This window comes from Pseudoalteromonas sp. MB41 (assembly GCF_020966275.1).
Classification (GTDB): domain Bacteria; phylum Pseudomonadota; class Gammaproteobacteria; order Enterobacterales; family Alteromonadaceae; genus Pseudoalteromonas; species Pseudoalteromonas lipolytica.
Genome location: NZ_JAJJZF010000010.1, coordinates 82,598 through 103,915 on the forward strand (window position 1 = coordinate 82,598; position 21,318 = coordinate 103,915).

The following is a 21,318-nucleotide window of genomic DNA, read 5'->3' on the forward strand; positions in this document are numbered from 1 at the left end:
CGCATTCCTTACATGAGTTGCTGAGGTTTAATTTCGATATTTGCTGTGTCTGAGCTCACCCATACCTCACCGTCTTGAATCGTAATCGTAAGCTTAATATTACGGTCTGCCAGTGCGGCTAATGCTTGAGTCGCAGCATAATCGAGGCTAAAAATACTTAAGTTTTTAAAATCATACAACTTAGGTTGATGCTTTTGCCACCAAATAGTTTGGTTATTTTCGCCGTAAGTATACAAAATAACCTGTTTAGCTTTGTTACAGGCTTTTTTCAAACGCTTTTCATCAGGTAGACCAAGCTCAATCCATAACTCAATTTCTTCGCTGTAGTTTATGTGCCAAAGCTCAGGTTCATCATCAGCACACAAGCCTTTGGTAAACTCCAACCCTTCACGGGCATTGAGTGCAAATGCCAGCAAGCGGATCATCAGGCGCTGCTCGGTCTCTGATGGGTGCTGTGCAAGGGTTAGATTGAAATCTTGATACAGGTGTCGGTCCATATCGCTCAGCGATATGTGTGCTTTTATAATGGTTGATTTAAGAGCCATAACTGCTTACTTGAAAAAATTTGCGTCATTATAGCGCAATTAACTGCTGAGCCAGTTAAAATACCGTGAAATTATCTTGTAGGAGTAAAACATGGCAATCCAGTGGTTCCCGGGTCACATGAACAAAGCCCGTAACGAAATTAAAGAAATCATGCCACAAATGGATGTGATCATTGAGGTGCTTGATGCCCGTATTCCTTATAGTAGTGAAAACCCGATGGTTACAGCGCTTCGCGGTGATAAACCCGTTATAAAAATCATGAATAAAGCTGACCTTGCTGATCCTAAACTCACGCAAGCGTGGAAAGACTACTTTGAACAACAAAGCGGTGTTAAAGCAATTGATTTTGGGAATGATAAAGCGGGTGAAGTGCATCGTATTAATGAGCTTTGTAAAAAGTTAGTGCCGCATAAAGTGGGTGCAGATAAGCAAATAAAAGCCATGATAATGGGTATTCCAAACGTAGGTAAATCAACGCTAATCAATACCTTAGCTGGCCGAATTGTTGCAAAAACGGGTAATGAACCTGCTGTAACCAAAGCCCAGCAACGCATTAAACTTGATGATGGCATTATGTTGTACGACACGCCAGGCATGTTGTGGCCAAAAGTAGAAAACGAAAACTCAGGTTATCGTTTAGGTGCAACAGGTGCGATTCGTGATACTGCGATTGATTATGAGGAAGTGGCAAGCTACACGGCGGAGTATTTATTGCACGCATACCCTGAGCTTTTAAAAAGCCGTTATAAGATTGACGAATTACCTGAGTCTGACTGGGAATTTGTTGAAATGGCCGGTAAAAAGCGTGGCTGTATCCGTGGTGGTAATCAAATTGATACCTATAAAATGTCAGAAATTCTGATAAATGAATTACGTGATGGCATTATTGGTCGAATTACCATGGAAACCCCCGCAATGCGTGAAGAAGAAGAGCGCATGGTGGCAGAGCTTCGCGCTGCGGCAGAAGCTAAAAAAGCAGCAAAAGAAGAAGAGAAAAAACAGCGCCGAGCGCGTGCTCGTAAAAACCGCCGTTAATCACACTTTATTTGCAGACATAAAAAAAGCCCGTAAGGGCTTTTTTAGTTTCATATCTACCGTCACCGATATGAGCAATGTAGCAAGTAAAATAAGTAGGGCGATCGCCTGTTGCCAACATCAAGGGGCGCTGCGGTTAGCAACAAGCGATCTTAGCTTTATCGTGGGCCACACGTGTTTCAGGGTCGAGAAACAAATCAGTTTATTCCGATAACAATTCGCCAAAATACGTAATTAAGCGAACAGCTATTACAATCCGTAATGCTTTTTCCGTCTTGTTGATATTGATTATCAATTAGATTTAGATATCTGCCAACACTCTATTGCAAATAATTCTCATTTAATTTTTATTTTCTTCAAAGTATGGCTATTACACGCATTAGCACTAAAGTTAGGCTGTAAATTAGCGCCAATAAAAACTATGCTGGTGCCATAATAATTAAAAAAATCACATGCGATGTTTTCAATTTGGTCAATAAGCCTACTTGCGATTGTTTATTTAGCAATTTTATTTGCTGTTGCAGGCTGGGCTGATAAAAGAAAGGTGTTGCCTTTTAAAGGCTTAACTTATGGTTTGTCGTTGGGCGTGTATTGTACGTCGTGGGCTTTTTTTGGCACTACGGCGCAAGCAGCTTATAACGGCTGGTGGTTAGCACCAACGTACGCTGGCACGATTCTGCTGTTTATTTTTGGCTGGCAGATTTACTGCCGAATTGCCCATATTTGTAGACAGCAAAAAATCACTTCCATGGCTGACTTTATCGCGACTCGTTATGGTCAATCATCAAGCTTGTCGGGCTTAATATCGCTAATTTCTGTGATTGCTATTGTACCGTATATTTCGTTGCAACTCAGTGCGACCGCACAAAGTATTAATTTACTAACCGACCGAGCAGTGACACAAAGCAGTGAGGTATGGGCCGACAGCACTTTTTATATCACGCTCTTGTTGGCGTTATTTGCAATTTTATTTGGTGCAAGACGCTTAAAACCCAGTGAACATAACCCCGGTTTAATCGCCAGTATTGCCTTTGAGTCGGTGGTGAAACTTCTGGCATTTTTAGCGGTTGGTTTATACGTATGCTTCGTTTTATTCGACAGTCCCATCGCTCTTTTTGAAACGGCACAACAATTAAATATTGACCAACAAGTTGCGGCTTCAAAGAGTCCGACCTATGTGTATGTTGCACATACTCTCTTGGGTATTTTGGCTACCTTGTGCTTACCACGTCAGTTTCATATGAGCTTTATTGAAAAAAATAACGATAAAGAACTGGCTTCAGCACGTTGGCTGTTTCCTATTTACTTATTACTTATCAACTTGTTTATTTTGCCAATTGCGTATGCCGGGCTTATTTATTTTCAAGGACAAGACGTAGGCTACGATACCTTTGTATTGGCATTACCCATGGCCGCAGACGATGCCTTTGTTGCATTGTTGGCCTTTTTAGGCGGCTTTTCAGCGGCGACGAGTATGGTGATTGTGTCGGCAATTGTACTCTCGGTGATGATCACCAATGACTTTATTAACCAGTTCATTTTACGCCGCTCACAACTCACGTCGAGTAGCCGAGGCTTGGATAAAAATAACCTTTTGCATGCGCGTAAAATCGTTATCGTACTGATTTTATTATTAAGTTACTTCACGCATCGGGTTTTAGGCGAAAGCACTACCTTAGCTAATGTTGGTTTGATGTCGTTTACGTTGGTTGCCCAATTTTCACCGGCCATGATCATTGGTTTATGGTGGCGACAAGCGTCTTGCCGGGGTGCACAACTGGGTATTTTGAGCGGTTTTATTATTTGGGGTTACACGTTATTACTGCCCAATTTAGCGGGCGGATTAGGTAACGATAGCCAATGGTTGGTTGATGGCCCTTGGCACATTAGCTGGCTTGCACCGACTGATTTATTTTCGCTGGGTCTTGAAAGTATCAGTCAGGCTTTATTGTTATCGTTGGGTGCGAATTGTTTGGTGTACTTTTTGGTGCCTCTGTTTAGTCGTGCAACACTGGCTGAGCGTTTACAAAGTAATAAGTTTGTTGCTCAAGGAAATGAATCTCGTGTAAGTAACCATTTGCAGCCTTTAAGTTATCACGATTTAGGGGCTTTATTGCAGCGCTTTGCTGAAAAAGAAGCGGGGCAATCGCTGGTAAATCACTATTTTCCTGAAGATAAAAGTAAATGGAAGCGGCCCGCAAATGTTGAACTTGAGTTACTCGTAGAGCGTGAAATGTCGGCGGTCATCGGGGGCGCTTCAGCACGGCTTATTTTGGATGTTGCCAAAAATGAGCAGCGCCAACCTCTTGAGCAAGTTGCTGAATTTGTTGATGAAGCAAGCCAAGTATTGAAATTTAATCGTGACCTGTTGCAATCAACCATAGAAAATATTCAACAAGGTATCAGTGTAGTCGACAGTGAACTGCGTTTAGTTGCTTGGAATCAAGGCTACAAAAACATGTTTGCTTACCCAGATGATGCCTTGTATATCGGTCGTCCGGTTGCCGATATTATTCGCTTTAATGCTGAGCGCGGTTTGTTTAGCGGTGAAAGTATGACCAGTGAAGTTGAAAAACGCTTGGCGTATTTGCGCCAAGGCAGTGCGTATAAATATCAGCGCTCACACAATGATGGCCGCGTGTTTGAAATGCAAGGTAATCCGCTGCCAGGTGGTGGCTTTGTAACGACTTACACAGATATTACTGAATTTGTAAAACAACAAAAAGCACTCACAGAGGCCAATGTTAGCCTTGAAGAAAAAGTGGCGGCACGGACCTTAGCACTCACTCAAGCGAACCAAGAGCTATCAATGGCAAAACAAGTCGCCGAGCAAGCAACCGTCAGTAAAACGCGCTTTTTTGCAGCTGCCAGCCATGATTTATTACAGCCATTTAATGCTGCTAGCTTATTTTGTTCCTTAATGAATGAAAAAGCCCAAGACACAGAACTTAAAGAACTGGCAATGAATATTAAGAATTCGCTCGGCAGTGCTGAAGAATTGTTATCGAGTATTTTAGAGTTAACTAAACTTGATTCGGGATCATTTAAAGTGCAAATGAGTGAATTTGCCATCAGTAGTTTGGTTGAACCATTGCGCAATGATTACGAAGCGTTAGCAAGTGACAAAGGGTTAAAGTTCATTTTAGAAACATGTGATGTCCGTTTGCATACAGACAAAGCATTATTGCGTCGTGTGCTTCGCAATTTACTCAGTAATGCAATTCGTTATACCGAGCACGGCGAAGTTCGCCTGAAAATGCATCACGATGATGACCATGTATCGTTTATTGTTGAAGATACAGGGATTGGAATTGCTGCCGGTGATCAACACACCATATTCCAAGAGTTTAAGCAGTTGGGTGTTAAACCGAGTGCTGAAGGACTTGGATTAGGCCTTGCCATTACAAAACGTATTTGCGACTTATTAAAAATACCGCTCGTAATGGGCTCTGAGCTGGGCAAAGGTACACAGTTTACTTTAACCTTACCATGCAAAGTTAGCACTGCACCAAAGCAGGCACAACATGCTGAAATATCGCAAGAAACAGAGCTTGGGCAATTAAGGATTTGGCTGCTGGATAACGATAGCAATGTATTAGAGGCGTTAAAGCAGTTACTTGAAAACTGGGGATGCGAAATCTCTACGGCAACTAACTTAGCTGAGCTGGAACAATTAAAAGCTGAGCAGCCCTTGCCGCAGTTGCTGATCATTGATTATCAACTTGATGATGGTGTTACGGGTCTTGAGGTCATAGAGCAAGCAGGCTTAACAACACTGCCTGCAATTGTAAATACCGCAAACCATGACGAGGGTATACGCGAGCTGGTGCTCGATGCGGGCTATCCGTTGCTTTATAAGCCACTGAAAGCGCCCGCATTAAAGCGTATGATTAAGCGACTGACTTAATCTGCGTTTTGCTCAGTTGCTGGGGTATTGGCCTTAATTAAGCGCTCTACCTCAGCGACAAACTTCTTATCTAAGTCATCTTCATGGCTCAAAAATAACAGCATTTCATCACCATTGTGGTCAATGACCGTTAGCGTGGTGGTTAGTAGGGCGCTTTTAGCATAATCAACGTTGAGCTTTTTAATGTCACTAAAGCGGCGCTGATCTTTCTCAAGCACACCGTGCTCATTTTCCCAGTAACTAAAAATGGTGTTTTCAGTTATGCCGTTTCCATCAGTTTTAAAATCAACAAAGGCATCACTATAAAAGTATTGCACATTCTCATTTGCTGGGATGATCTCTTTTCGTTTTAAGAAGTTAACTTGATACGACCATAGCTTATCGCCGGTTACTATGGTTGAATTTGGCAACAAATATAGCTCATAAATTAAGCCATAAAATAGCCAAGGCAGCATGAATATCGAAATGATAACCTGCCTCGCTCGCCATTGAGAATGGTACTCAAGAGCTTGTTCAGGTTGCTTGAGGTTTTGAATGTAATTAACTAGAGGCAACCATAAAATAGGCGTAACTAAAAACAGCCAGGTACCATATTCCCAGTTATAGCTTACGACTTCAGAAATGATAATCGCCAGCCATAACACGAACCCAACCGCAACGGGCATGATCTTATTTTTGCCAAAGGTTTGTTCGCTGTGCTTGCAAAGCTCAAGTAACAACGGAATAAAAAACAGTGGTGCAAATATACCTCGGGCAATCGGCATTATATGGCTTTGTTGTTGCTCTTTTATCGCTTTCCAGTTGCGATAGCTCCAGTAGTTAATGAATATTCCTAAGCTCAATAAGCTGTAAATAACAAACTTACTGTTACTGACAGGGTAGAACTGCGTACCTTCAAATTCTGGACGTTTTCGAACTTCAAAACGCCAAGCCGCGATGAAAAAGATGATTGCCGCTAAGTAGCTTAAAATAAAAACGCTATACCAATTGGTTTCTTCATCTACCTGCGTGGTAGTCGCAGTGTTAGTACCATATTTGATAATGCCATATTGCGTTTCGTTAATTAGTTTTTTCCGCGCGTTGAAGTATTGCTCTATTTGGTCTGCAGGAATATGGTCTTGCTTCGCACTGTAATCAAAGTAAAGGGTAAGTATAGAGTCTTTGAAGGTAACGCGTTTTTCCAGATGGAAAAAGGGATTGTCGATACTGAGTTGTTCTTCCTCAAATTCCCAATTAGGCTCTGAGAATGCGATTTGAATTGTTGTTTCAATATCATTTGGATACCGAAACCACATGGGGGCATTACGCTCTAGCTGTTCTGGTTTATAAACGCTGTTTTGAATTTCGCTGGCATAAAAATCGTTGCGATAGCCTTTATTGTCAGGTTTCCAGAAATTATCAATTGTGTAGTATTCATTTGTAATTAGTTGACCTGTGTCATCAAGGGTATCTACGGTCATGGGTTTAGCTGTTTTTAAACCTTTGAAAGAGTCTTGATAATATTCTCTGTAATCATCTTCTGTGCTTTTAAGGCTATTTTTTGCTATTGAACTACGGCGGCTTATCGCTTCATAATCGCCGTATTCATAGCGAGTTGTAAAGTGGGTGGCATCATCTACCTTTTCGGGGATTGAGTAGCTATCAAAGACTTGAACACGCTTGACCAGAGGCTTAGTAAGCATGTCTGTAAAGCCTGTTTCACCTTCTTTAACGATTAAAGCCACGCCATAGTTTGGTTGTGCTAAATGCGCTAAGTCGCCGCGTTGATATGACGTGGTAGGATCAAGCCAATAGCGCTTCCCTTGGTGCTCTAGGGTGACAATGACGTGATCAAATAAGTTTGGGGCGACAGGTAACCTCGCTAAACGCTTTGTTTCTTCTGTATTTACCAATGCTGGATAGGCGTCAACGCCCAGTGCTTTTAACAATGAAATAAGCAGTACTGTTTTGTCTTTACAATCACCATAGCGCAGTGCAAGGGTTTCTGATGCCGGAGTTGGCCGATGCGAGTTGGTGCCCATTTCGAGCCCCAAGTAACGAACTTCGTCTTGACTGAAACGCAGTGCTGCAACTATTTGTGACTCTAAATCAGTATGCTGCAACTTGATTTGACGAGTAATAGTTTCAATAGCAGGGCTAATTTCAATGGCTGATTGGTAAAGTGGCAGTGACCAATCGATGACCTCTTGCCAGTTATTAACTTCAGAGAAATAAACTTGTTTATACGGTGAGTACCAATAAGGTACTTCACTTGCTGAGATCATTGTAGGTTCATTGTGTTGGTTTATTTGGTAGTCAAATCCTATATTTAGGGGAGTACTGATAAGAGTTGATTCGCCATTGACAAAGTTGATGTGTAAAGGGTTTGGCTTTTGCCATAGAACCCGCATAAATTGCTGCACGACAGGCACAGACCAATTAAGAGTTCTCGCTGTACTAAAGTGTTGATAAACTGGATTGCTGCCCGAAATCGTATAGCTGTAATCTAATATATCCATTACCCGCATATCATCAATAATGATATTTAGGCTTAATGTGCCATTGTATATTCGACTTGCTAGGTCGGTCTCACGTTGTAAAACCTGTCGCTGAGCACTACCCAGTTTGTCTATATATTCACCATTACGGATAATCCCTAAACTATTGAGCGAAAGTGATTGATAACTAGGGTCAAAATCAATATTGAGTTGACTAATATAATCTACTCCAGATTGATTGGCAGCTTGCATAACCGTTCGAGTAAAGCGTTGCTGTGGTGCTTGTTCAGTCACCTTAAACTGTGTATCGAGCATAAGATAGAAGGTCCCATCTTTAATATGCTCATTGGGGATATTCGGTGTTAGTAGTTCATGCTGTTTGACCCAGCTATCCGCTGGCGTAACCTGGTAATCATCAGCAACTACCAAGCAGCTTATAAAAAGTAAAAAAAGCGATGATAACGTGAGGTATAGGTGCGTCCATTTCATTATTATTTTCTAATTACGTTTAGTTTTATATGACAAATTACTGAAATAAACAGTATTAGCCAACCAAAATTAGCCTTTTTTGTCTCTTTTTTAGTTATAAAGGCATTTGGTGAAAATGAAGAGTGGATGATGTTTAAATAGTGTGAGGTGGAAATAGGATTCTTCAAAAATCGGCGTATAGTGAAAAAATAATAAAAAGGAGATGTCATGGAAGAGGTTAAACAACAAAGCGCGACTCAAACAGCCGATGTTCAAGGAGATAAGGATTTAGTCGGTATAAAAGGTTGGCTGATTCTGGTTGCTATTGGAGTGGTTATCAGCCCACTTCGGGTTTTTTATGAAAGTATCAACATATTTAAACCTATCTTTACTACTGATATGTGGCAAAGATTAACCTCACAATTTGGTGATATGTATCACCCGTTGTGGGAGCCTCTTTTAATTATTGAGATACTCTTTAATGTTACATTATTTTTTGCATCACTTTATTTGATTGTGTTGTTCTTTAAGCATAAAAAAGCATTTGTTAGCTGGTATTTAGCTATTTTACTCGGCGGCCTCGCATTTATAGTGCTTGATGCTTTTGTTGTGAGCTTACTTGTGCCGAGTGTCACCATTTTTGATAGTGAAATGAAAACTATGCTGATAAGGGGAGTTATTCAAGCCTTAATTTGGGGCCCCTATATGCTTTTATCTCAGCGTGTTAAAGCAACATTTGTTAAATAGTGCTGCAGGGCACGCTCACTTTTGCTTGCGTTCCGTGCGCTGGCTGCGACGTTAAAGTAAGCTCGCCACCTTGATTGCGTATTAGTTCGCGGGTGATTATCAGTCCTATGCCTGTGCCGTTAGCTTTGGTTGAGTAAAATGGCACAAATAGGTTGTCGGGGTTTTGAATGCCACAACCTTGGTCGCTAATTTCAATATTTAAGTTATCACCTTGTCTTGACCAAGTGAGGCTAGGAGCAGAATTGCTACCTGCTTCAAATGCATTTTTTATCAGGTTGATTAAGGCTTGTTCGAGTTGCCCTAAATCGGCACTAAAATGCAGCTTTTCGCTGCTATTTATAACGAGTTCAGGGAAGATAGCTGTTAAACGCGTATTTAATTGCTCGTTGCTTATCGGTTGTTTGTTTGCAGGTGGTAGTTTTGCAAAGGCGCTGTAACTGCTCACAAAGTCTAACAAGTGCTGGGCGCGTTTTTCGATGACTTGCAGCATATCTTGAGCAAGATCATCGTGATTGCTTATTTGTCCCTGACGCTTCATGGTTTGCAGCGATTGGCTCATTGAATAAATCGGGGTGAGGGAGTTACGAACTTCGTGATTTAATACCCGAATGAGGCGCTGCCAGACAAGCTGCTCGTTTTCGCGAAGTTGTTTCTCGATAGAAAAAAAGGTCAGTAATTCAAAGCTTCTGCCAGCCCGCCAAAAAGTTTGAGAGGCTATCTGAAAGCGCTGTGTAAAGGGGGCGCTTTTTTGCTGCTGCCATTGCCCGTCTTGAAGTGTTAACCCCAGCTCACTGGCAGTTTTACCTTCTATATTGCTATTTTGTATACTGTTTAAAAAAGCACGGTTGCTAAAATATACCAAGCTATGTGGGTCTAATATCACAATGGGTAAATCTAGCATGCTCGCAAACTCAAATACAAACTCTTCGGTTTGCATATAGTGGCGTTTGTTTTTCGCTATTTTATCGCTCAGCTTAGCAAAGTCGTTTTTGAGTGAGGCAACTCGGCCACTTTCATAAAAAGCTAAATGCCAGCTATTGCTCTCGTCGTTGGCGAGTGCGTCAAGCTGTAAACCAAAACGCTCTACGACATCGGTGATCAGACGGTAGCTTTTAATTAATGCGAATGCGCTTACGCCAATAAAAGGCAGCAGTAGACTAATGCTGGCGAACCAGTCGAGCTTTAGGCTCAATGTGAGTGCGATGCCCAGTGTGAATAGAGCAATTAACACCACAGAATAATAACGTTTTACACGCTTCTCTAACGACAGCTTTGCACCCATTTAACGATCTACTTCTTTTAGGTCAAGTTGGTGTTTATCAATGCGACGATAAATAGCTGATTTACTTAACCCTAAAAATTCGCCAGCAGCAATCACATTGCCATTAAATTGCAGCAGCGCTTTTTGAATCATCTGTTTTTCAAGCTCTTCAAGAGGCAATAAGGGCAGCGTTTTATCTGCACTGTTAATAGGTTGCTCGCAGCTAGGTTGATCTAAAATGAGATCGCTTGCTTGAATATTGATGTTGTCACTCATGATCACAGCACGTTCAATGCAGTGGCTCAGTTCACGAATATTACCCGGCCAACTGTATTGTTCTAATGCCTCGATGGCTGAGTTACTTAGCGACATATTTGAACGTTGGTATTTTTTACCATGAGTGAGTAATAAATGCTCCGCTAAGGGGGCAATATCCGCTTTTCTGTCGCGAAGCGCAGGAATATGTAGCTCAATGGTGTTGAGTCTAAACAGTAAATCACGGCGGAATTCACCTTGCTCAATCGCCGTTGCAAGTTCTGAGTTGGTTGCCGAAATAATCCGAACATCGGCTGTTCTGGTCTGGCTTGAACCTAATACCTCAAATTCTTTGCTTTCGAGCACGCGCAGCATTTTGCTTTGTAGTTCAAGGCTCAAAGTGGCTATCTCATCAAGAAATAAAGTGCCCCCTTCGGCAATTTCAAAACGCCCTAAGCGATCTTCTTTGGCGTCAGTAAACGCCCCTTTTTTATGGCCAAATAATTCGCTTTCAAAGAGTGATGGCGCAATGGCGCCTATATTTACGCTTACATAGCGTTTGTCACTGCGTATAGAATGCTGGTGGATATAATTGGCCAGTAAACTTTTGCCTGTGCCATTTTCGCCGGTAATTAAAATACTGGCATCGGTTTTTGCGGCGCGCTCTGCTTTGGCGAGTAGTTGTTGCATTACCTCAGAATGGGCTATATAGCTAGCGTGTGTGTTATTGGTAAGTGCTTTTAAGCAGGCATTATCATGGTGGCTTTGTTTTAGTTTTAACTGCTGTTGCACCACCGCTGTTAAGCGCAAATTATTCCATGGCTTTTCGACAAAATCGACCGCGCCTAATTGCATGGCTTTAACGGCGACATCAATGCTTGCCCACGCCGTCATTACGATCACGGGAATGGTTGAACCTAACGTATTTAGTTGCTTTAAAAAACGCAGTCCTTCCTCACCCGATGTGGTGTCGAGTTTGTAGTTCATGTCGAGTAAAATTAAGCTAATATGTTCTGATTTCAACACGTCAAAAGCGTGTTCAGGGCCTTCCGCTTCAAGGCATTGTAAGCCGAGTTGTTGTAATGCAACGGTTGCAGCCAGACGCACATCAGCTTGATCGTCAATGACTAAGATTTTGTCCATGATGTTTTTCTTTTTGTCCTGTTGATGTGGCTTAAGTTAGCACTTAAGCCACCGTTTTGTGCTGTTAATCGTTACGCAGTGCAGCCATAGGTTTTGCTTTAAGCAGTAAAACCAAAGGCCTAAAGCAAGCGAATAGGGCAATACATAAGGTAATGCTCCAAGCGAGTAATTGCAGCCTTACATCAAGTACCAGCCAAGACATTAGCTGCCCTTGTAATAAGTAAAAACCAGCAATCACAGCAGCCAACGCGACACTAAAACCAATTAAAACAGGGATAATCGCTTCAACACTCATCAGTTTGAATAAACGTGCTTTTTTAGCACCTAAAGCCATGCGTATACCGAATTCATAACGGCGCAGACCAAGGTTGTAGCTCAGTACCCCAAAAATACCGATTGCCGCTAATAATAGAGTAAATAGCGCTAAGGTACTACACAGAACCACAGTTAGTCGGCTCATATACAGTAAATTGTCATACTCGTGTTGTAAGTCATTAAACTGCCACATGGTTAAGTCGCTGTTCTTTTCTTTTAGTGTATTAAGTATTTGTTTATTGGTCAGCTTGACGCCTTCAGAGGCTTTAATTGTGAACATATAGCTATACGGCTGGGCCGGCCACCAAATATGACGGCCAAACGACTCGTCGTAGTATTTTGGGTGATTAAAGTCTTCGGTTACGCCGACCACTTCAAACATTTTTTCTTCCAGGCCTTGATAAGATTTACCAATAATATTGCGATAATCTTGATCGGGTAATAAGTTTTCTGCCACGCTTTGTGACACCAGTATCTCGTTGGTTTCACCGCGTATTGCTTGCTCAGTAAAAGTGCGCCCCGCAAGAATTTGCGTGTTAACTAAAGCAAAGTAATCAGGCCCCACCCACTGACTTGGGAAGAAAATTGAGCTTTTACCATTAACATCAGTCAGGGTATTGGCGTTTTGTCTTGGCGACACCGGGCTGTGACCGAGAGCCACATCTTCAATGCCTTCGCTATTAAGTAAAACTTGCTTGTATTGCAGCATGTGTTCGTAGCGCTCAGCCAATGACATTTGATTATTTGGCTGGAACAGGTTGGCAAAATAGAGGTTCTCAGTGTCACTGCCTAAAGGGCGGTTAATCGTACCGAGGGCTTTGCTTACAACCATTACCGAAAAGCTAACGAGTAGAGCGGCAACAAACATTTGTGAGCCAATTAAAATGCGTACCGTACGGCCAGATACTTGTGATACCCCGCCTTTACCACTGTTCTGCATTTGCGTGTTTAGGGTTTTGTAATTCACTAAACGCGCTGTTATCAGTGAGAAAATAGTGGCAAGTGCAATACATAAAAGCACTGCAACGATCACCAGTGTACTATCAACAGCAAGGCTATTAACCAAGGGTAAACGCCCTTCGGCCAATACTTTAAATAAGCGAATGCCCCAGACTGCTAAAAACAGTGCAATACTGACCGACAAAGTCATTAGAATCAGTGACTGTAAGAATATGCTATTAAACAAGGTTTTTCGTTTAGCACCGAGCACTGCTTGCAAAGCGAGGGTTTTATGTTGCGCCAGCGCACGCGAGAAAAATAAAGTACTGACGTTCAGCACCGCAATGATTAATAAGCCCACGGCTCCTGCAAGCATCATTAAGCTTAAGTCATCATTTTTGCCTAATTCAACGTCGCGATAGGCGGTTACTTCGGGTTTTACATCGGTAATGCCGCCATTGTTGAGCCATTCTGATTTTATGGTGTCAATTTGTTGTTTTAAGTCGACTTTAACTTGCTCAATTGTTACGCCGGGTTTTAAAACGGCAATTAGCTTTAAGTTTTTAAAGGTGTTTGTCCACGGGCTTTGCCAGTCTTCATTGTGAAAAAAACGACGGTCGGCGCTTGATGGAAACCACACTTCAACATCACTTGCTTTAAACATATAAGGTGGGCTAAATGAATCATCAACAACCCCCACGATACGGTGAACATAATCGGTTTTACCGGCCATTACTGAGAGTGTCTTACCAATAATATTCGGATCGCTGCTGTAATGCTTGCGCCAAAAGTTGGCTGAAATCACTACGCGATCGTCGGGTGTTTCTAGTGTTTCGCCAAGGTCAAAACCTTGCCCTAGTATGAATGGGGTGTGCAACAAGTCAAAATAATTGCCGCCCACATAAAGTACCGGTTCTTTTGGTTGGCCATCGAGGTTGGCAAAGATTTCCTCGCCAGCATTGATCATCATACTTTGCTCGAAGCTTTGATTATGCTTGAGCCAATGCACCATCGACTGATAGCTTTGAAAGCCGGTGGCGTCGTAGTCATCATAAGTAAGGGATTGTTCAACGACCACCATGCGATTTTCATCGTAGACATCTAGTGGCTTTAAAAAGTAGCTGTTTACTAAACTGAGTACCACAAACAAGGTGGCGAGGGTGAGTGCCAATGTTGCGATAACCGCCGTTACAAAGCCGGGAGCATTCATTAGAGATGCCCACGCTAAACTCAATTGAGTGCGTATTTTGGTTAGTTTCATGTTAGATCACCTCTGCACTTTCTTCATTGTGTTCAGTGGCTGCTAAGTGATCTGAGGCTTGACGCGCCTCTGAGTAGGAAATAATTTCGCCATCGAGTAGTTTTAGCTGGGTTTTGGCACGTCCTGCGTAACGTAAGTCGTGGGTAACCATGCAAATCGTGGTGCCTTTTTTATTTAGCTCATCGAGCAAGTCCATAACCGCATCACCATTTTTTGAGTCTAAGTTACCCGTTGGCTCATCCACTAATAGAATGCTGGGTTTACCAGCCAGCGCACGGGCGATAGCAATGCGCTGCTGTTGACCACCCGATAATTGATTGGGTTTATGCTGAGCACGGTGGCCCATTTCTACTTCATCGAGTGCTTGCTTTACTGCCGCTTCAATGTCGTTTTGGCTCATTGCGGGCTCTCTATAGGTGAGAGGTAGTGCAACGTTATCGAATACAGATAGTTCATCAATTAAATTAAACGACTGAAAAATAAAGCCAATATGTAGATTTCTCAACTCTGCTTGTTTATCCATATCGAGGGTTTTAGTGTCGACATCTTTAATGAAATAGTCGCCACCTGTAGGGCTATCAAGCAAGCCCAGTAGTGAAAGCAGCGTTGATTTACCACAGCCAGAGGGGCCGCTAATGCAAATATAGTCACCTTGATTAATGTTCAGACTGATGTTTTTTAATGCATAGGTTTCAACATTTTGGCCGCGATAGACTTTGGCGATATTGTTTAATGAGATAAGCGTATTGGTTTTCATAAACTGTCCTGTTCGATTTTTATTGTTGCCAAATGCTGCCATTTAGAAAGATCTGAAATGATCAGCTGTTCGCCCTCAGTGGCGCCGCTCAAAAGTTGAATTTGGTTGTCACTGAGTGTACCAAATTCGATATTAATTGGCGCTGCTAACTGAGTACTTGGATTGAGTTTAAAAAGAGTGGCATGGCTGTGCGCCGTTGCTCTTTGCGGTACATTAATGGTTAATGCATCGGGGATGATATTACTCACTACATAGCCTTCGATGCTTAAGTCGGGTCGAGCATTGGCAGGCAGCGTCCCTTCTAAATCAAGTTCTATGATCACGCGACCGTCGGTCACGATAGGGTCAATTCGGGTCACTTTAGCGCTTACTTCTCCCTGACCCGCTTGGCTAAAGGTGTTTACTTTAGCTGTCATATTAAGTGCCACTTTTTCTGCATCGGCTTGCTGTACACTGAGCTCAGCTTTGAGTGCTTTATTTGAACCCACAACAGCAAGGCGGGTGCCCGGCATGAGGTTTTGTCCAAGTTCTACATTGAGCTCTTGCAGCATGCCATCGATACCAGCTTTGATTTGCAGTTCATCAAATGCGTGTTGTTCTACCTGATAATTCAGCTCAAATTGGCTTAATAACTCTTGCTGAATTTTATCGCGCTGTAGGTGCATTTCTTTTAGTTGCATAAGGCGTTGCTTTTCGATGTTAACGCGTTCGGTTAGTTGTGCGACACTGAGTAAACTGCGTTTGTAATCTAAGCTTGAAACAATACCTTGCTCAACTAATTTGCTTTCGGCATCGGCTCTAAGCTCTGCACTTTGTAATTCACTTTTTAAAATCGCGAGGTTAGCTTGGCGTTCAAGTAGTTCACTTTGCTGGTTAATTTGTTGCTCATTGACACTGGCTTTTTGGCGGGCGAGTTCTAATCGTGCAACCGATAAACGTTGTGCTTGTTGCGGGTTTATTAAGCTGAGTATAACCGTGTCTTTAGTCACTAAGGTGCCAGGGTAAACATGGATAGCCTCGACCATGGCAGTATCGGTATTGGTTAAATAGCGTTGGAATTTGGGTTTTAAACGACCAAAACCGCGTATCTTCACTATAAAATCGGCTTTTTTAACGGTGGCGATTTGCAGTTGCTTGGCCAAGAGCGTCGTGGGGGCGAGCCATGATTTGACCAACCACATTACAAGCAACGTGCTTATAATTAAGACGCCAATGATCAACTTTTTACGCTGACTTGGCTTATTGCTAGGTTTTAAGGTGCTATCTAAATCCATTGGCTATGTTTCATTGTGTTTTTAATTAATAAATACAATAGCGAGGAACATGCCAATATTTAAATTTATGAATTATATGGATTTTTATGTTTTTGTGAATGCGGAAATTCCCACTTCCGGGATTAATAAATCAAAAGTGGGACAGCGTATAAAAACGGCGTTTATTGATTTAATTTTGCAAGCTTAGCCAGTTGCTTTTTCGCATGCGCGTTATCAGGTTGTAGCGTAAGCACATGATTATAGTTGGCGATTGCGTGTTTGTGGTAACCCAAATACCAGTAAGCTTCTGCCAAGCTATCAAAGGTATTGTAGCTATTTGGGAAAAGGTGTGTGTTGAGTTTAAAAATGGCTAATGCTTCATTGAGCTTATCTTGATTGATAAGTGAATAGCCCCACTGGTTAATATTTTTTTCATCAAATTGGATGTGCTCTTTTTGGCTCAATATGTGTGCTGCTTCAATTGCATTTTCATAGCCTTGAACTTCAAGTACTTGCCATAGTTTTTTAAGATTTTTGCTTAAACCAAAGCCATTCTCACGTTTCATTTCAGGGATATAAAAACCGGCAATTTCATCAACAAACTGCGAGGGAAGTGCGCCAATTAAGTTGGTTAAAATGACGATTGACATATTATCTTCAGGGTAAACAAACACACCTGCTCTATCGCCACCTACAGCAGCTATCGCAGGGTGTTCTTCTCTCGCCATTACAGGCCAGCCGAGGCTATAGCCATTTAAACGTTGGTTAAACCCTTGCGTATTGCCATTTAATAAACGAGTAGGGGTCCACATTTTGCGCACACTATCAGCCCCCATTAATTGATTTGTTTGTAATGCAATTAGCCAATGTGCCAGCTCAGTTGCTGTAGAAGCCATGCCCGCGGCTGTTTGCAATAGAGGAGAAAAAATCGCTTCTCTAGAGTTTAAAAGGTCATTGCCTTGGTTTTCGTATCGTCTCGCTGAGTGTTTTACGACGTTATTGAGGTTGTTAAAGCCTGCTTCAATTGTTCTGTTCATTTCGGCCTGTTGTAACTGGTTTTTTTGAATAAATTCCTGAAAAGGCATGCCTGAGAGTTTGTTAATAAGCTGACCGACAATAACGTAATTTGTTTGGTTATATTTAAAACGAGTACCTGTATTAAATTCTAATGGCATAGTTTGTACTCGTTGCCACGCGTGATCAGGGCCTTGATCGGAGATTAAATTACCAATGCCATCTTTTAAAATCTCAGGTAAACCAGACGTGTGGCTCATTAGTTGCCTTGTTGTGATTGGGTGCCACTGTTTAGGGAGGTCTGGTAGGTAAGTGGAAATAGGCGCATCAAGGATTAGTTTCTTTTGCTCAACCAGTTGCATTAGGGCTACGCCGACAAACGCTTTGGTGACTGAGTTAATAGCAAATAAAGTAGTTGAATCAACGGCAATATTATCTTCAATATTTGCAGTGCCATAGTTGGCAGTTTTGGTTATTTTATTATTTTGCACGACAGCTAGCTGCAACCCTGGGATATTTCTTTTTTGCATTAACTCAACGATCCATTGGTCGAGTTCGTCTGCATGCACAGAAAAAGCACTGAATGTGATGGTAAGAAAGGTGATGGTTTGTAGTATGAGTTTTTGTCTAAGCTTTTTGCTTGTTGAGTACACGTGATTATCCTTAGCGTTCATTTTTATCGGTATATGCTTTTTACGAACACATAAGCGAGGAGTGTGCCAAGGTTTAAGTTATTAAAATATATAGTTTTTTGTTTTTAATGCGGAAGGTAAATTCCCACTAATGGGAATTTTAAATAAAAACGGGAGTCGCGTTTATTGCTGTGGTTTATTAATGTGGGTTTAGTACAGTACTCGTTGTCTTCTATTTTAGTTGTCTTCTATTTTACCAACCTGCGAAAGCTGATTAAATAAAATACCTGCCTGAGTACGGTTATACACATTGAGTTTGCGTAAAATGGCTGATACATGCTGTTTAATGGTGGTTTCTTGAATCGACATTTCAAAAGCAATTTGTTTATTGAGTAAACCATCGGCAATCATCGCCAGCACGCGGTATTGTTGTGGGGTGAGTTTTTCAAGGTTACGAGCAAACTCACTCTGCTCATCATTGATTACCACATCGGTTAAATCAACTTCAGGAGGTAACCACGTATCGCCATTTAGCACATGACTAATTGCTTCGCTGATCACATCAAGAGACGATGACTTAGGAATATAGCCAGCTGCACCTAGGCTCATTGCTTGTTTAATAATGGCGGGTGTTTCATTGGCTGAGACCATAATGACTAAAATATCGGGGTAGTGATTACGCAATTGCGACAGGGCTTGCAGACCATTTGCACCAGGAATGGTGAGATCTAAAAAAATCAGCTCAATTTCTGGGTGAGCGGCTAATAATGTAAATAAGCCATCAATATCACTGGTTTCTTTTATGTGTTCTTCAGGCACAGATGTTGCGGCCGCTTGACGAAGTGCACTTCTAAATAACGGATGATCATCGGCGATTATGGTGTTCACAGCTAAAGACATTCCCTCGATTCTCCAATGCGTTATGTTATAAGTGATTTTACAGTTGGAAACAAGGTTTGCCTGAGGGGAAGTATCAGGCAAACCTTTCTCACACAAGGATTTAGAAACGGTAACCTACGGTGAAAGCGACAGTGCGAGGGTCGCCGTAGTAACCGATTAGCGTATTATCACCCCCTAAACCTGGGGTGTATTTGCTAGTATCGGTAGGGTCGCTCGGATCAGGTGCTACGAATTGGTAACCCCCAATCATGTACTCTTCGTCGGTTAAGTTTTTACCGTAAAGACCCGCCGTCCAATGACCATCAGTGCTGTACCATGTCACACCCATGTTGAAGATACCGTAAGCATCTTGCGTTAATAGGCTGTCTTCTTCGAACAGTGCATAATCACCACGGTAGTAGTAATTACCATTGACGACAAAGTCACCCATTTCAGTGTACATACGGTATGTTGCACCTAAATTAAAGGTTAAATCAGGCGTATTTGAAACGCTAAAGCGGTCTGACTTGTCAAATGCTTCACCTGTTTCAGGATTGTAATCAATAACATTGTCGAAGCTACTGTCGATATAACCGACTGAGGCATCAAAGCTGAGTGATTCTGTTGCTACGTAATTAAGTTCAAGCTCAATACCGTCTGATTTAGATTCACCAATGTTACCTAAACGTTGGTTTAAATCAGCTGCACTGTCGCCCGGTAGTACAGAAATATATTGGCGGTCTTTATGATCAAGGGTAAATACGGTGACGTTTGCACGTAAGTTATTGTTCCATTCGCTCTTCATACCCATTTCGAAAGAATCAACAATTTCTGGTCGTGCAGCTGGCTCTGCGGTTGTTGCACGCGGGTTGAATGTGCCTGATTTAAAGCCTTGCGCATAACTTGCGAAGAACATAATGTCGTTTGAGTATTGGTACTCAACACCTGCACGAGGTGTAAAGCGTGACCACTCTTCTTCATCATCAAGTACGGTAGGGACTAGCTGGCCTTCTGGGCGCACATAACCTGGGATCCAGTCTGATTCAGGATAAACAATGTCAAATACAAGGCCGTTGTTAACAATGGCCTCTTTGCTGTCTTTGGTGTAGCGCGCACCTAATGTCATTGACCATTTTTCACTCAAATCAATCGAGCCTTGTATATAGGCTGCTTTACTATTTGAATTACTACAGCCGCTTACTTCACGCGTTAATCCCGCAGCGCCTAAGCTTTGACCTAACACACCTAAAATAGCCTCAAATTGACCACATGACTCACCATCGTAATAGTAAAGGCCTGACACCAACTTGTAGTTATCGCCTTGATGGTTTAGTTGAATTTCGTGTGTCGTTTGTTCGTCATCGTAAATAGCCGGTACGTCAAAAATAGGCAGTGAGGTGTTATCAAAGTCAATATTGGTTGGTGAATAACTTTCACGGCTCGAACCGATGTATTTAACACTGGTGCGGTCGCTCATATCCCAACGTGCAGTTAAGCTGTAACCCTCAAGCTCTACTTTATTCCATGTTGGTAAGCTGGTGTATGAGTCGTATACGCTGTCGGGGACTGGCGCATCCGTGAGTAAGCTTGGTAGTAAACGGTAGCCGCCTTTGGCGTTCGATTTATCTTCTGTTTTATCCCACGCTAAGCGGAAGAATAAGTCATCTGTTGGTGTGTATTCTAATGTAACACGAGCTGCAGTGACATCTTTGTTGTAGTTTTCGCGGTCTTGGTTATCAAGTGCTGAGGTTAAAAACTCACCAAAGCCATCACGGTTTAATGTAGCAAACCCAAAGCCCACATACAGTTTTTCGTCAACAATAGGCAGTTGACCTGTGATTTTAAGGTCCTTTTGGTTGTAGCTACCCACTGTGCCCTGCACATTTAACATGGCATCGCCGCTCATTTCTTTGGTGACATACTTAATTGCGCCACCAATGGTATTTTTACCATACAGCGTCCCTTGTGGACCACGAAGTACTTCGATTTGTTGTACGTCTAGTAGGTCGAGTACCGCACCTTGTGGACGCGCTAAATAGACGTCGTCAATATAGATACCGACACCAGGCTCATAGCCCCACAGTGGATCTTGCTGACCTACGCCACGAATAAATGCAGTAATGGTTGAGTTAGTACCACGGCTTGCTTGTAGTGTGGTGTTAGGTGAAAACTGCTGAACTTCGGTCATCACTGATATGCCATTTTCAGCCAGCTCTTCAGCACCAATTGAGGTCACTGCAACAGGTACTTCTTGTAGGTTTTCAACGGTTTTACGCGCTGTTACCTGAATGCGTTCAAGTTCACCTTTCTTGGCTGCAGGTTCTGCTTGATCAGCTGCTTGCGCATTCACACCTGCTAAAGCAAGGGAGACTGCCAGAGTAAGTGGCGCGACTTTTGGGTTAAGCTTTATCATGTTGTATTCCTTGTTA

The 21,318-nt window shown here is 42.2% G+C and carries 13 protein-coding genes; 3 read left to right on the forward strand and 10 right to left on the reverse strand.

Going from position 1 to position 21,318, the window contains the following annotated elements; genetic code table 11:
- Positions 1–8 precede the first annotated feature (8 nt).
- The gene (locus LPA49_RS11685) at positions 9–545 is read right to left on the reverse strand and encodes a YaeQ family protein (protein WP_036973580.1); all 537 of its coding nucleotides are present in this window, start codon (positions 543–545) and stop codon (positions 9–11) included.
- Positions 546–636: 91 nt separating this feature from the next.
- Here LPA49_RS11685 and ylqF point away from each other — a divergent pair, with 91 nt between their 5' ends.
- Positions 637–1,581: a ribosome biogenesis GTPase YlqF gene (gene ylqF / locus LPA49_RS11690; protein ID WP_065979469.1), complete on the forward strand. Its 945-nt coding sequence runs from the start codon at positions 637–639 to the stop codon at positions 1,579–1,581.
- Between the two features lie 457 nt (positions 1,582–2,038).
- On the forward strand, positions 2,039–5,488 hold the full coding sequence (locus LPA49_RS11695) for a PAS-domain containing protein (RefSeq protein ID WP_075594219.1): 3,450 nt from the start codon (positions 2,039–2,041) through the stop codon (positions 5,486–5,488).
- Here LPA49_RS11695 and LPA49_RS11700 read toward each other — a convergent pair.
- A complete protein-coding gene (locus LPA49_RS11700) occupies positions 5,485–8,454 on the reverse strand; it encodes a DUF3857 domain-containing transglutaminase family protein (RefSeq protein WP_180311236.1) in 2,970 nt (989 codons plus the stop codon). The two genes, LPA49_RS11695 and LPA49_RS11700, sit on opposite strands and share 4 nt — an antisense overlap.
- A gap of 207 nt (positions 8,455–8,661) precedes the next feature.
- Here LPA49_RS11700 and LPA49_RS11705 point away from each other — a divergent pair, with 207 nt between their 5' ends.
- The gene (locus tag LPA49_RS11705) at positions 8,662–9,180 is read left to right on the forward strand and encodes a DUF2569 domain-containing protein (protein ID WP_118844747.1); all 519 of its coding nucleotides are present in this window, start codon (positions 8,662–8,664) and stop codon (positions 9,178–9,180) included.
- Here the strand turns inward: LPA49_RS11705 and LPA49_RS11710 are convergent.
- The 8 genes from LPA49_RS11710 to LPA49_RS11745 form a co-directional block, all read right to left on the reverse strand.
- Positions 9,173–10,462 (reverse strand): PAS domain-containing sensor histidine kinase, encoded by a 1,290-nt coding sequence (locus tag LPA49_RS11710; RefSeq protein ID WP_180311235.1) that lies wholly within the window; start codon positions 10,460–10,462, stop codon positions 9,173–9,175. The genes LPA49_RS11705 and LPA49_RS11710 overlap by 8 nt on opposite strands.
- Positions 10,463–11,839, reverse strand: a complete 1,377-nt coding sequence (locus LPA49_RS11715; RefSeq protein ID WP_118844745.1) for a sigma-54 dependent transcriptional regulator — start codon at positions 11,837–11,839, stop codon at positions 10,463–10,465.
- 64 nt (positions 11,840–11,903) lie between these two features.
- Positions 11,904–14,354, reverse strand: a complete 2,451-nt coding sequence (locus LPA49_RS11720; RefSeq protein ID WP_036973575.1) for an ABC transporter permease — start codon at positions 14,352–14,354, stop codon at positions 11,904–11,906.
- 1 nt (position 14,355) lies between these two features.
- A complete protein-coding gene (locus LPA49_RS11725; RefSeq protein ID WP_036973573.1) occupies positions 14,356–15,111 on the reverse strand; it encodes an ABC transporter ATP-binding protein in 756 nt (251 codons plus the stop codon).
- Positions 15,108–16,385 (reverse strand): HlyD family secretion protein, encoded by a 1,278-nt coding sequence (locus LPA49_RS11730; protein WP_036973572.1) that lies wholly within the window; start codon positions 16,383–16,385, stop codon positions 15,108–15,110. The genes LPA49_RS11725 and LPA49_RS11730 overlap by 4 nt, the downstream gene beginning before the upstream one ends.
- Positions 16,386–16,546: 161 nt before the next feature.
- Positions 16,547–18,031 carry a serine hydrolase domain-containing protein gene (locus LPA49_RS11735; protein WP_230236575.1) on the reverse strand — a complete coding sequence of 495 codons (1,485 nt, stop codon included), beginning with the start codon at positions 18,029–18,031 and terminating at the stop codon, positions 16,547–16,549.
- Between the two features lie 216 nt (positions 18,032–18,247).
- Positions 18,248–18,910: a response regulator transcription factor gene (locus LPA49_RS11740; RefSeq protein ID WP_036973567.1), complete on the reverse strand. Its 663-nt coding sequence runs from the start codon at positions 18,908–18,910 to the stop codon at positions 18,248–18,250.
- A 100-nt stretch (positions 18,911–19,010) separates the two neighbouring features.
- Positions 19,011–21,302 (reverse strand): TonB-dependent receptor, encoded by a 2,292-nt coding sequence (locus tag LPA49_RS11745; RefSeq protein ID WP_036973565.1) that lies wholly within the window; start codon positions 21,300–21,302, stop codon positions 19,011–19,013.
- Between the last annotated feature and the right edge of the window lie 16 nt (positions 21,303–21,318).